13 protein-coding genes are annotated in these 13,324 nt (G+C 38.7%); 6 read left to right on the top strand and 7 right to left on the bottom strand.

The features are described from left to right. Window positions 1-37 precede the first annotated feature (37 nt). The 4 genes from rpmE to ACS604_RS12455 form a co-directional block, all read right to left on the bottom strand. The gene (rpmE, locus tag ACS604_RS12470; protein ID WP_003650476.1) at window positions 38-262 is read right to left on the bottom strand and encodes a 50S ribosomal protein L31; all 225 of its coding nucleotides are present in this window, start codon (window positions 260-262) and stop codon (window positions 38-40) included. A 194-nt stretch (window positions 263-456) separates the two neighbouring features. Beyond that, window positions 457-1,428 carry a bile acid:sodium symporter family protein gene (locus ACS604_RS12465; protein WP_171056844.1) on the bottom strand — a complete coding sequence of 324 codons (972 nt, stop codon included), beginning with the start codon at window positions 1,426-1,428 and terminating at the stop codon, window positions 457-459. A 132-nt stretch (window positions 1,429-1,560) separates the two neighbouring features. Next, a complete protein-coding gene (gene gloA / locus ACS604_RS12460) occupies window positions 1,561-1,962 on the bottom strand; it encodes a lactoylglutathione lyase (protein WP_107882805.1) in 402 nt (133 codons plus the stop codon). A 2-nt stretch (window positions 1,963-1,964) separates the two neighbouring features. After that, window positions 1,965-4,151 (bottom strand): AmpG family muropeptide MFS transporter, encoded by a 2,187-nt coding sequence (locus tag ACS604_RS12455; protein ID WP_474771889.1) that lies wholly within the window; start codon window positions 4,149-4,151, stop codon window positions 1,965-1,967. 165 nt (window positions 4,152-4,316) lie between these two features. Here ACS604_RS12455 and ACS604_RS12450 point away from each other — a divergent pair, with 165 nt between their 5' ends. Then, a complete protein-coding gene (locus ACS604_RS12450) occupies window positions 4,317-6,935 on the top strand; it encodes a Lon protease family protein (protein WP_474771888.1) in 2,619 nt (872 codons plus the stop codon). 50 nt (window positions 6,936-6,985) lie between these two features. On the opposite strand, the gene ACS604_RS12445 is transcribed toward ACS604_RS12450, so the two are convergent. From ACS604_RS12445 to surE, 3 genes are all read right to left on the bottom strand, one after another. Beyond that, window positions 6,986-7,915 carry a LysR family transcriptional regulator gene (locus tag ACS604_RS12445; protein WP_004790899.1) on the bottom strand — a complete coding sequence of 310 codons (930 nt, stop codon included), beginning with the start codon at window positions 7,913-7,915 and terminating at the stop codon, window positions 6,986-6,988. A 101-nt stretch (window positions 7,916-8,016) separates the two neighbouring features. After that, window positions 8,017-8,841 (bottom strand): peptidoglycan DD-metalloendopeptidase family protein, encoded by an 825-nt coding sequence (locus ACS604_RS12440; RefSeq protein WP_049837198.1) that lies wholly within the window; start codon window positions 8,839-8,841, stop codon window positions 8,017-8,019. A 111-nt stretch (window positions 8,842-8,952) separates the two neighbouring features. After that, the gene (gene surE, locus ACS604_RS12435) at window positions 8,953-9,723 is read right to left on the bottom strand and encodes a 5'/3'-nucleotidase SurE (protein WP_151964126.1); all 771 of its coding nucleotides are present in this window, start codon (window positions 9,721-9,723) and stop codon (window positions 8,953-8,955) included. Window positions 9,724-9,824: 101 nt separating this feature from the next. Between surE and ACS604_RS12430 the strand changes: the two genes are divergently transcribed. From ACS604_RS12430 to ACS604_RS12410, 5 genes are all read left to right on the top strand, one after another. Continuing rightward, the gene (locus ACS604_RS12430) at window positions 9,825-10,196 is read left to right on the top strand and encodes an MCR_0457 family protein (RefSeq protein WP_005307290.1); all 372 of its coding nucleotides are present in this window, start codon (window positions 9,825-9,827) and stop codon (window positions 10,194-10,196) included. A gap of 152 nt (window positions 10,197-10,348) precedes the next feature. After that, the gene (locus ACS604_RS12425; protein ID WP_004790891.1) at window positions 10,349-10,771 is read left to right on the top strand and encodes an MCR_0457 family protein; all 423 of its coding nucleotides are present in this window, start codon (window positions 10,349-10,351) and stop codon (window positions 10,769-10,771) included. A gap of 126 nt (window positions 10,772-10,897) precedes the next feature. Beyond that, window positions 10,898-12,046, top strand: a complete 1,149-nt coding sequence (gene dacC / locus ACS604_RS12420; protein ID WP_004790888.1) for a D-alanyl-D-alanine carboxypeptidase PBP5/6 — start codon at window positions 10,898-10,900, stop codon at window positions 12,044-12,046. Between the two features lie 90 nt (window positions 12,047-12,136). After that, window positions 12,137-12,688 carry a gamma carbonic anhydrase family protein gene (locus tag ACS604_RS12415; RefSeq protein WP_474771887.1) on the top strand — a complete coding sequence of 184 codons (552 nt, stop codon included), beginning with the start codon at window positions 12,137-12,139 and terminating at the stop codon, window positions 12,686-12,688. A gap of 144 nt (window positions 12,689-12,832) precedes the next feature. Beyond that, entirely contained in the window at window positions 12,833-13,321 is a 489-nt protein-coding gene (locus ACS604_RS12410) for an NUDIX hydrolase (protein WP_151964127.1), read from the top strand. The last annotated feature ends 3 nt before the right edge of the window (window positions 13,322-13,324 follow it).

Genomic DNA, 13,324 nt, shown 5'->3' with positions numbered 1-13,324 from the left:
CGGGCATAAAGCCCGTTTTTTGTTTCGTTTTGCAGTATTAACGCTTGATAGAGCGAGACATACCAGAGAAACGTTGTTTGAATTTGTCGATACGACCACCAGTGTCTACATTCTTTTGCTTACCAGTGTAGAAAGGGTGGCAAGCTGAACATACGTCAAGGTAGATAGTGTCTTTACCTAAAGCAGAACGAGTTTCGATTACGTTACCGCAAGAACAAGTTGCTACTAATGTTGCATATTTTGGGTGAATATCGGCGCGCATCGTCGATTACTCCTAATTTAGAAAGGCTTAAGCTGTTATCGCAATTGATCACTCTCAATATAAATCGAGGAAAGCTCAAAATGAGCAGATCAACACCACAACAGACCATTCTTTTGGCTCACCGAAACCCTTAGGGTTAGAGCTAAGCACAACAAGTGGACAAGATTATACGCCAAATAATTTTTATTTGCGAATTAATCTTTAGATTTAGCCCAGTAATTTGCAATGACCCCACAAACCATTAACTGGATTTGGTGAAAGATCATAATAGGTAACACAATCATGCCTAAAGGCTGGCCAATAAATAAGATTTGCGCCATCGGCACACCACTTGCCAATGTCTTTTTTGAGCTACAAAAGAAAACCGTAACTTGATCTGCGCGGTTAAATCCAAAAGCACGAGGTAAATACAGTGCTAATAACATAATGACCGTTAAAAGAACTGAACAAGCAACCACTAAAATAAGTAAGGTTTTCCAGTTTACCTGATGCCAAAGACCAGCAACCACTGCCCCACTGAATGCGCCATACACCACCATCAAAATCGAGCCTTGATCGAATGCTTTAACAATACTTGGGACTTTTGCCATATAAGGAAAAATATAAGGACGTAATATTTGCCCTAAAATAAACGGCACTAATAACAACAATGTAATTTGTATAATTGAAGCAGTCGGATCGAACCCATGTTGGCTTTGGCCTAAAATAAAAAAGCTCACCAACACTGGTGTAATAAACATACCAATCAAATTGGAAAAAGATGCGCTACAGACCGCTCCAGCCACATTCCCTTTTGCAACTGATGTAAATGCAATAGAAGATTGAACCGTAGAGGGTAAAAAGCACATAAACAGAAAACCCCAGTACAGCTGCTGGCCGAGTAGAGGTAACAGAATCGGTTTAGCTAACAAACCCAGCACGGGGAAAATAAAAAAAGTAAATGCGAAGACAAGTAAATGCATTTTCCAATGCAAAACGCCTTCAATGACAGCCTCGCGAGACAGCTTTGCACCATGTAAAAAGAATAAAATTGCAATCGCGACAGTAGTCAGTGTATTGAAATATTGCGCTGCTTGACCACTGACTGGAAAAAATGTTGCTAGCAGTACCATTCCAACTAACAAAATTGTAAATCGATCAAGTGCCAATAACTTCAACATAGCCACATCCTATGATTATTTTAGATAATAAAAAACCCAGTTGATAAATTGACCATCTGGTCAAACGTTCATCATACTGGGCTAAAAAAATAAAGCTAGACTTTTAAGACCTAAATCTTAAAGTATCATAGTCAATTTTTAGTTATTTGTCGCATTAGCATCTTGTTGAATCAACTCGATTTTATACCCATCTGGATCTTCAACAAATGCGATAACGGTCACACCACCTTTCATTGGGCCTGCTTCACGCACAACTTTACCACCACGTGCTTTAATTTCTTCACACGCTTTATAGGCATCGTCAACACCAATCGCAATATGACCATAGGCATTACCTAACTCATAACTTGATGTATCCCAGTTATGGGTAAGCTCAAGCACAGTATTGGTTGCTTCATCACCGTAACCAACAAATGCCAGTGTAAAGCGCCCTTCTTCATAATCACGCTTACGAAGTAACTTCATTCCTAATACTTCGGTATAGAACTTTAAAGATTGTTCTAAATTGCCTACTCGCAACATTGTATGAAGCATTCGCATGTTTATTCACCTGCCTTTTCTGATTCATGAGTTTGATGATCTTTTAAAAGCTTTCCAACCCAAACCACTAAAATCAAGATTGGAATACCAATAAGAGTGGTCATCAAAAAGAACTTTGGATAGCCAATATTACTCACTATGGTACCTGAATATCCACCCAAAAGTTTTGGTGTGAGCGTCATGAGTGAACTAAAGATCGCATATTGAACAGCTGTAAATGACACACTCGTTAAACTTGAAAGGAATGCAATAAATGCTGCACCAGCCAAGCCAGAAGCTAAGTTGTCGACAATAATGGCAAAATAGAGCCATAAAGAACTATATGGTTTAATTACCTTACCGCTGACTTCAACTGTTTGGCCAGAAAGAGGATCGATGTAAGGGAGCGGCTCAATATTCACATCTAATTCACTTGTCGCTTTTAGATTCGCACTCACCGCATATGGATGAGATGCAGAAAGTATTTTCTGTTCGCCCTCTACTACAGCGACCTTAAGCTCTTTACTAGTTGATGCTACTAATTTTTTCGCATCGATTGTCGTACTAAAAACACCTTTTTGGTCAGTCATTTTTGCATCAAAATTTTGTCCATCAAGACTAATTATGATTTTTTGTGCAGGAGTTAAAACTTGCCCAAAGTATTGGCCTCGAACAACAACACTTCCCTCTCCATCTTTTAATGAAACCTGATCATTTCCCATAACAGGTAAAATTTGTAGAGGTGATTTTGCCAATTCGGTGGTCAGTAACGGCTGAGTACGCACCACAGGCGGCACAGTATTTTGTGCAGCATAAGCAGCTTTTACTTCAATTTGTTTTGTTCCGCTAAAAGCAGAACTTGGAACTTCTAATTTCCATAAGCCTACTTCATCTGGTTTAACTTGATAGCTTTGACCACCAACTTTTACATCAACCATATCTAATGGCTGACCAGATTTTACGAGCCCAATAAAAATGAGATTAGTAGAACTTGCTAAAACTGCACCCACAAACATCAGCTTCATAATGTTTATGCGCTGTGCTAAAAGTCCTCCTAAGAATCCACCAACTAAACTGAATAACACACCATAGATTTTTACTGCTTCGGCAATTTCTTCTTTGCTAAAGTTAAGATCTTGATAAAACACATTGGAAATGACACCAGCAATAATGTCTGAAATACGGAAAAAACCAATGAGAAGTAATAAAACTAAGGCAAGTTTGACACCATAACGTTTAAAGAAATCTAAAATGGGTGCAATCCACGTTTCTTTCGCCATTTGCTGATTAACTACACCAAATTTAACCAGTAAATAACCCACAAAAATGGCGCAAGCTGTAGCCGTTAAAAATCTTAAAGCTTCTAAGCCAAACAGTGCCGCGTTATCTTTTATATTTCCAGCTTGTGAGATTGCATCTGTAATCTGCCCAGAATAAATATAGGTGACTACAAATGAAATAACGGCAACAAAAAACACGAACACCAAGCGATAATAATCACTACTCTTATAGTTTTTATAGACACGATTTACCTGAGGTTCACGAACGAGCAAAGTCGTTACAATACCGACTAACATAACCGCTGCCATGGTTAAGTAAGTCATTTTCCAAGCTTCGTAAATGTAATTACCTTTAGCAGTTCCCAAATGCGCAGCTAGAAATAATGCCCCCGCTCCAGCCACAATCATTCCGATTCGATAACCAGCATTGTAGGTAGATGCCAATACGGTTTGCATTTCTGTTTCTGCTAGTTCAATACGATAGGCATCAATTACAATATCTTGTGTTGCTGCTGAAAAACCAAGCAACACTGCACCCACTGCCATTTGAACCAGATAACTCTGACCTAAAGCTGGGTCAGAGAAAGCCATAATACAAATAGCAAGAACGATCAAACACTGTGCAACTAATAACCAAGCTCGTCTTCGTCCTAACATTTTAGTTAAGAGTGGTACAGGTAACTCATCAATAAGAGGAGCCCAAACGAACTTAAAAGAGTAACCTAGAGCCGCCCAACTAAAAAAAGTGACTGCACTTTTATCAATGCCCGCCTCTCCAAGCCATAAAGAGAGACTAGAAAAAATTAATAAAATTGGAATTCCGGCAGAAAAACCCAGAAACAGCATAATTAATGCACGGCGATCTAAAAACGCTTTAAAAGCCGAGACCCAACCCGAAGCTTGTGTGGTCATTCGTTTTTTATTTTCCATAAATTATAAATGTGCCTATTCAAACCCTTCTTACAATTGCTTTCAAGATTCTTTATGCAAACATTTTTGTTTTGGCGATAAAAACCGCAAGTTTGCTTGATATTTTATGCTAAACCTGTATACCTTAAGGCTTCAACCTTCGTTTTCTTTTGCTGGATATCAACAGTGACACAAAAACTTGATCAAGTGACTATTTCAACTTTATCACTCGCTAAAACAACCACCACAAACGTCACAGTAAATGCATTTCCTTCAGCTTTTGAGCAACCTGATATAAAAATGACCTTAGATAAAACCGTTTTAAAACCTGAACAACTTACACATATTCCAGATTTTGAAAAAATTCCAGCTTCAACTAAACGCATCAAACCTCTTAATAATTTTTTAGGTCAAGATCGTGCTAAAGCATCTGTAGAGGCGGGAATTTCTTTACCCTACTCAGGCTATAATATTTTTGCAGTAGGAACTGCTGGTTTAGGCAAACGTACCATGATTAAACGTTTGTTACAGCAACACGCTAAAACAATGCCAACGCCTGATGACTGGGTGTATGTCTATAATTTCAAACAAGCACGTCAACCTATTGCCCTACGCTTTCCAGCAGGTCAAGGAACTAAGTTTCAACAAGCACATGACCAAACTTGGCAAATTATTTTAAAACAACTTGAACGCCGTTTTAGTGCAGAGACTTATCACAATCGTATTGAACGTATCCGTCAGGAAACAGGTGATGTACAACAACAAGCGCTTGTTGAACTAACCAAAGAAGGCGAAGAGCTCGATTTAAAACTCATTTCTCGTAATGAGAAACACGGTTTTGTTCCTGTACACGTCAAAGATGATCAGGTTCAAGAACTTACCCAAACAGATATTGATGCATTAAATAGTAAGCAACGCGCTGAAATTGCGGCCAATATTCGCTATATGGATAAAAAGCTAGATCGCCTTGGTCTACATTTAGGTGATTTAGAAGATGATGCACGTGACAAAGTGTCTGTGTTAAATCGGGATATTGCAACGCAAGTTGTTATGCCAAGAATGGAGCTTATTTTAAATAAATATGGTCAAGTGAAAGGACTTGAAGATTATTTAAAACAATATGCCCAAGATATTATTGATAATGTTGAACTGATCTTAGAACAAGATGAAGATGATTTTACTCCATCAATGTTCAATCGTGTTCCAGCACGTTATCAAGCCAATGTGATTGTTGCAAATAAACCAAATAGTGGCGCTCCTGTTATTTTTGAAGACTTTCCAACGCACTATAATTTACTTGGCCACGTTGAACAGCTCACTCATAACGGTACAATTACTACAGATTTCACTCTCATTCGTCCAGGTGCTTTACATCAAGCGAATGGTGGTTTTTTAATGCTTGAGGCAGAGCAATTACTCGAACAGCCTTATGCATGGCAAGGTTTAAAGCGTGCCTTAAAATCAGGCCAACTCAAGTTATCTTCTCTTGAACATATGCTGACGTTAACAGGCTCTATCTCGATAGAACCTGCCGCGGTTCCACTTGATATTAAAGTGGTTCTTATGGCAGAACCTGAAATTTATTATGAAATTTTAGAAGTAGAACCAGAGCTTGGTAGTGTATTTAAAATTCGTGCAGATTTTACTGATACATTACAACGTAATGACGAAAATGAACAAGCCTACATGCAGCTCATTGCTGACTATGTACAAGCGGATAAATTGCTTCCGTTTGATCGTAGTGCTTTAGCAGCGTTACTTACTGATTCAAGTCGTCAGGCTGAAGACCAAAGTTCACTGTCGTTACATGCTTCAACTCTAGGTGATCTGATTCGCGAAGCACATCATCATGCATTTAAAGCGAATGAGAAGCTGGTAACCGACCAACACATTAACCTCGCTCTACAACATCGCCAATATCGCTTAGGCTATTTAAGAGAGCTTTACTGGCAAGATCTTTCACGTGGTACACAATTAATCGAAACGTCGGGATACCGTTTAGGTCAAATCAATGCCCTCTCCGTCATTCATTATGCGGATGTTGAATTTGGTTTGCCTTCTCGTTTAACGGCATCTGTTTATCAAGGTGGCGGTGATATTCTTGATATTGAACGTAGTGTAGAACTTGGTGGCTCACTTCATGCGAAAGGCGTGCTGCTGATGTCTAGCTTCTTGAAAGCTCACTTTGGTCGTGAACAGATTTTACACTTCTCCGCTGCGCTTGCATTTGAGCAAAGCTATGGTCAAGTTGATGGCGATAGTGCAACTGTTGCTGAACTTTCAGCGTTGATTTCTGCAATTAGCCAAATACCAATTGATCAATCATGGGCAATTACCGGCTCGATGAACCAATTAGGACAAGTTCAACCTATTGGCGGCGTAAATGCAAAAATTGAAGGATTCTATGATGCATGTAAACTACAAGGTCTGACAGGTAAGCAAGGTGTTATTATTCCTCGTCAAAACATGCAGCATTTGATGTTACGTCAAGATGTTATTGATGCTGTTCGCAGCGGTCAATTCCATATCCATGCAATTGATACGATTGATCAAGCACTTGAAATTTTGATGGCTCGTCCGGTCGGTACGCTCGATAAAAAGGGTAAATACAGCAAAAATTCAATTTATGCAGCAGTAATGGAACAACTTGAATATTGGCAAGCCATTGAAGATGGTGCTGAAATTGAAGAAGAGCCAAAAAAGAAAAAGAAAAATAAGAAAAAAATTAAGAAGCATGAAGAACTTACAGCTGACGATCTGCCACAAGAAAATGCAGAAAAAGTAGCTACATTAAAACAGAAGTAATAAAAAAGGGCCTGTAAAATACAGGCCCTTTTACTTTTAGACTTGCAAAATTAACGAACGATCTGAATCGCTCGTCCTCCTGCTAACTGGCTAAAATATTGTTTAAGTGCTTCAACACAACGTTGAATTTTCATTGGTTGTTGATCATGCTTGGCAACCTCTGCATACAATGTAAAGGTTGGTAATTTCCAATCTGGCATGAGTTCAATCAAAGAACCATTTTTTAATTCTTTCTGGGCATCCAAATATAAAATTCGTGCAATACCATGTCCTTGCTGACATAACGCTTTTGCAACTTGTAAATTATTGCTCTGCAAACGGCTTTGCATTTCAATATTGAGTGTTTCACCTGTTTTGACATGTTGAAAATTGAAATGGCGTGAGTCATTCATGACATTAATCGACAACAATTCATGATCTCTTAAATCATTAGGATGCACAATTGGACTAGACTGATTGAGATAACTAGGAGAAGCAATCAAAATCTGATCTACAAAAGCCAACGGAATGATCGAGCTGCTCTCTTCTACAGGAGTAGAACTCATGCGGACTGCAATATCAATTCGCTCTTCAATTAAATCGATATAACGATGCCCAACTTCGAAATGCACAGATAAACCGCGATGAGCCGACATCCAGTGAGATAATGCAGGAATGAGGTGTTGAACTGCCAAATCAGGAGTTGTCGCAATACGCAAATCCCCGATTAAGTCATCCCTCAATTCATTAATTCGGATTTTTCCCCTTTCAGCAGCCGCCAACATCTCTTGACAGCTTGAAAAAAAAGCCTGTCCGGCTTCTGTCAAACTAAGTTTACGAGTGGAGCGATGTAATAGAGTTACATCCATTTCATGCTCAAGCGAGCGTATCTGCTGACTCACCGCACTTGTTGTAATTCCTAATTCACGTGCCGCACCACTAAATGAACTTTTTTCAACCACACAAGCGAAAACACCCATCGCACGAAGCTGATCTAACATAGGTTTCCTCGAATCTAATTTTAAATTTATAAAAAATGCTTATTGTTGTAATGAAAGCAACCAATTACATTATACGAGGAAACCTAAGTTTTTTGCATTAGCTATTTTGGTAAAAGATTTACAGGATTAATCGGTTTTCCATCCAAACGAATCTGGAACTCGAGCATGACTTGAGATGCGCCAGTAGATCCCATTTCGGCAATTTTTTGTCCAGCAGTTATATTATCACCGCTTTTCACAAACATCTTGCTATTGTGGGCATACGCACTGATATATCCGTCAATATGCTTAATTAAAACCAGATTTCCGTATTCTTTTAAGCCATCAGCTGCATAGACAACTTGACCATCGGCTGCGGCATAAATAGGGTCACCCTGATTTCCACCATAACGGATTCCCTTGACATTATTTGCCAAATTAAACCCTTGAATCACTGGTCCATTCGTCGGTTTTATCCAACGTAAGCTCGAATTTGGTGCAACTGATGCCACTGTCGTATTCGTTGACGGTACAGTAGACGGCTGTGTTACTGGAGTCACAGGCTGTGTAGTTGGCAAAGCAATCGTTTGACGCTTGATTTGCTCAGGCTGCGCCATGACTTGTGTAGATACCGTTCTTGGTGATGAACCTTTCTTCAAACGTAACGATTGATTGACATAAATACGATATGGCGCAGGAATATCATTCATTTCGGCAATACTGATGTAGTCCAGACCATAACGCATTGCGATACCACTTAAAGTATCACCTGAACGAACTGTGTAATAGTTAGGAGCCATTGCATAGCGAGAACTATTATTAATTTGTGGTTTAGAAGCACAACCTGCCATAGCTACGGTAAAACCTACAACCGCAGACAACAACATAATTTTCATTATTTTGTCTTTTTGGATATGCACTCTGTTTTGTTGCCCAATTAAATGCATTGATCTCCCTCACTAAATGCTACAAATCATTTCGGCTAAGAGTACCAAAAAAGTAAGAGGAAACACGTTCCTCTTTTTCTTTATTCACAAAGTTATAACATTCGAGCTCAATTATTGACTCAAACTGATCTGAAGATCTTCTAAAACGGCGTAATTTGTAGCATCCATTTGAATAGGTGTAACACTGACATAACCGTTTGCTACCGCAAAGAAATCCGATTGAATCTGGCTTGAAACACGCTCCGGATCTGTAACCGCCTCGCCTGCTAATCCAATCCAGTAAACTTGGCGTCCTCTTGGGTCGACATGGCTGGTAATAGGTTTAGATTGAGCACGACGTCCCTGATACGTAATTTGTGCTCCTTTTAACTTCGGCACATCAGGAATATTGATATTAAAGATGTGTCGCGGAGGCAAAGCTGGTAAACCGCTTGCAATAAAATCATGTACCCACTGTGCAGCCTGAGCATAATCTTCTTTAACATTATAAGCGCGTACATCAGGACCAGCTAAAGAAACAGCAATTGCAGGTTGCTTCATTAAACGGCCTTCAAATGCAGCACCAACTGTTCCAGAATATAAAACATCATCACCCAAGTTCGCGCCACTATTGATTCCACTTACGACCAAGTCAAATTCGAAATCAAACAAACCATTCATAGATAAATAAACACAATCTGCTGGCGTACCATTCACTGCCCATACATCTTCGGCAATTTGAATTGGGCGCAATGGTCGATCTAGTGTTAATGCACTTGAAAAACCACTTCTTTCACTTTCTGGTGCAACCACAACCACACGTCCAAGCGGTTTTAATGCTTCAGCTAAAGCCTGTATACCTGGCGCAAAAACACCGTCATCATTCGCTATCAAAATATTCACTAAAATCTTTCTCTACAAATAAACCTAAAGGTTTTCACAATTGAATTATTTGTTGAATTATATATATTTATGCCTCCATAGCATTATAAAATTGTGAAAAAATGAAAACTTTTGCTCCTTTTTTTCAAGTATTGGGGATCAGTATCACATTGTGTACGCAAGCGGTTTTTGCAGATGAGGATATCTCAACACAAGAAGCTGATAGCTTAATTAAAGATGATATTGCGGCAACGCAAGTCTTACAGGAAATTTGTCCAGCTTTCGTAGGGACAAATAAAAAACTTGAGTCAAATACTCAAAAAATTATCACAACGTATCTTCAAGGGTATTCAAATAAATCAATTACCCTCTCTGCTCTACAAAATGATGCAGAGTTTAAAACCCTGTTAAATGAAGCACGTCAAGCTTCAAAACAAATGGACCATCATGAGCAACATGAACTCTGTGAAGAGATCGTCAACTATAAAGAATAGGTTTTTGCTCGTTTAGAGTAGATTTTTATTTACTGAGGTTTTCTGCTTGGTATTAAGCAGAAAACCAACATAACAATACATTTTTTCCATTTTTTTAACCTGTAAATTGGTTAAGCTATCGACATATTTAAAAATTTTATTTTAGGTTATCGATGTTTATGAAGAAAAGCTTAGTTCAATCGCTCTCTTTGGTTTTACTTATGAGCATGGCAACAGTTGGTTTTGCTGCTGATAAGAAGAAAACAGCTGAAAAGAAAACCGAAAATGAAAATGTTGTTGAAGTAACTCCACAGCAAACTATAACTCCTGAAGAATTAGCTGCAATTCAAGTACTTTCTGAAATTTGCCCAAGCCTTATTGGCAAAAAAGATGCTGATTTTGCTCAAGGTTATGAACGTTTAGTAAAAGACTATTTACCAAATGAAGCCGACCCAGTTGCAGCTTTAGAGAAACGTGCTAAAGACAAAAGTTTCAAGAAAGTCCTAAAAGAAGCGCGTAATGATGCAAAAGCTGCGGGTAACGAGCAAAACACATTAGTTTGTCAAGACGTGAAAGCTTATCAATCGCAAAACTAAATTAGTAAAAAACTCTTGAGTTACAATACTGTTTGAAAAAGCCGACTTCCCCCATAGAAGTCGGCTTTGCTTTATCCTAAAATGCTAGGTTCTTCTGCTTCATACAAGATATTGGAATTACCTAGAATGACTCGAAAAAGCGCTATTGCTGCACTCCTCCTCTTACCAAGTTTTTCTTATGCAGCAACTGTCTTATCAGCTCCGCCAGAATTAAATAATAAGTCTTATGTATTAATGGATTATGAGACAGGACAAATTCTCGCTTCTAAAAATGAAAACGAAAAGCTTGCACCTGCTTCAATGACAAAAATGATGACAAGCTACATCATTGAACAAAAATTATTAAAAGGTGAACTGACTGAAAATGAGCAGGTTCGTATGAACGAGTCTGCATGGTGTAAAGGAAGCAGCTCTGAATCATGTATGTATGTTCCTTTAAATGGTACAGCGACTGTTCTAGAAATGCTTCGCGGTATCATTATTCAGTCAGGTAATGATGCATCAAAAGCAATGGCTGAACATATTGCCGGAAATGAAGGCACGTTTGCTCACATGATGAATCAGGAAGCAAAACGTATCGGTATGACAAATACCCAGTTTATGAACTCAACTGGTTTACCGGCAGAAGGTCATTATTCAAGTGCTAAAGATATGGCTGTTTTAGCGCAACATATTATTAAAGACAGCTCAAGATATTACCCAATCTACTCTGAAAAAGAATTTACGTTTAACGGCATTAAACAAGGTAACCGTAACGCCTTGCTTTACACAGACCCAAGCGTAGATGGTTTAAAAACAGGTCATACAGATGAAGCGGGTTACTGCTTAACAACTTCAAGCAAACGTGGTCCGATGCGTCTTATTTCCGTTATTTTCGGAACGGATAGCGTTAATGAACGTGCCAACCAAACGCGTACATTATTGTCTTGGGGCTTTGCAAACTTTGAAACTGCAAATATTCAACCAGCCAATCAAGTTCTTGCAAAAGCAAAAGTGTGGTTTGGTAAAGAAGATGAAGTTCAAATTGGTCTAGCTGAAAACTTTAGCGTGACTATGCCTAAAGGCAAAGCTAACGGCATTAAAACACAGTTAGTTGTTCAACCTAACTTAAATGCACCGCTTCAAAAAGGCCAAGTTGTGGGCAAACTTGTTGCTAGCCTTGACGGCAAAGTAATTGCTGAAAAGCCATTAGTAGCATTAAAACCAGTTGAAGAAGCAGGATTCTTTGCACGCTTAATCGACCATGTTAAACAATTCTTCAGCAACTTATTCTAATTTTTGAATAGTTGAATTAAGCACTCATGCTATTTAGCCTGAGTGCTTTTTTATTTTATAATTCATCTAAATTTTATTTTGATACTACTCATGGCAAAGAACATACGTCCTTATCTTGAACACCGTCCTCAAATTGATACAACATGTTATGTCGATGACATGGCCGTTGTAGTCGGTGAAGTCAGCTTAGCCGAAAATGTTTCTGTCTGGCCTTTTGCCGTCATTCGTGGTGACGTAAATAGTATTCAAATTGGTAAAAACAGTAATGTACAAGACCATTGTATGTTACACGTTAGCCATAAAAATGATGCAAAACCTAATGGCTCACCTCTTATTATTGGTGAAGATGTGACAGTCGGACATCATGTAACTTTGCATGGTTGTACCATCGGCAACCGAGTTTTAATCGGAATCAATACTGTTATTTTAGATGACGTGATTATTGAAGATGATGTAATGATTGGTGCAGGAAGTTTAGTTCCGCCTCGCAAAGTCTTAAAAAGTGGTTATCTATATGTAGGAAGCCCTGTACAACAAGTGCGACCGCTAACCGAAAAAGAATTAGCATTTCTTCCTTATTCGGCAAGGCATTATGTAAAAGTACAAAATAATCATAAAGCGGCTCAAGCAGAGCAAGATTAATTAGCTCTATGAAATATCAGCAATAAAATTCTGGTTTTTTAAACGATATAGTTTTGTAGTATTGCTCATATCGTTTAGCAGATCACCATAGCCAAAAACCCCTAAATTTCGTATCATACGTCTTTTAAATCATGGTGCTTTTTTATGGCCGCATGGACTCCTCATGTCACTGTTGCTACAGTCGTAGAAAAAGACGGACGCTATCTTTTTGTTGAAGAACATAGCGAAGGTTTTGTACACACAGTATTTAACCAACCTGCTGGTCATGTGGAATGCGGTGAGTCATTAACAGAAGCCGCTATTCGAGAAACACTTGAAGAAACAGGTCATCATGTTGAAATTGATGCATTGCTTGGTATTTATACGTATACCCCGCCCATGTTTCCGGATCGTACCTATTACCGCTTCTGTTTTCTAGCACATGTGACTCAAATTGAAAATAATCCTCAACTCGATACAGATATTGTAGCTGCTGTGTGGATGACACCAGATGAGCTCAAAGAATCTGCTCGTGCTCGTAGTCCACTCGTACTCAAAGCAGTTGAAGATGCCATAAAAGGCCACCGTTATCCTTTATCGCTTATTTATGAGCACCCTTTTTCTCCCTCATTAACTTCTCATTTGGATGCCTAGTCC

Source organism: Acinetobacter sp. Li1LvA2 (genome assembly GCF_056156705.1).
Note: the sequence above shows the minus strand (reverse complement) of the source record. Positions and strands in the feature narration are given on the sequence as shown.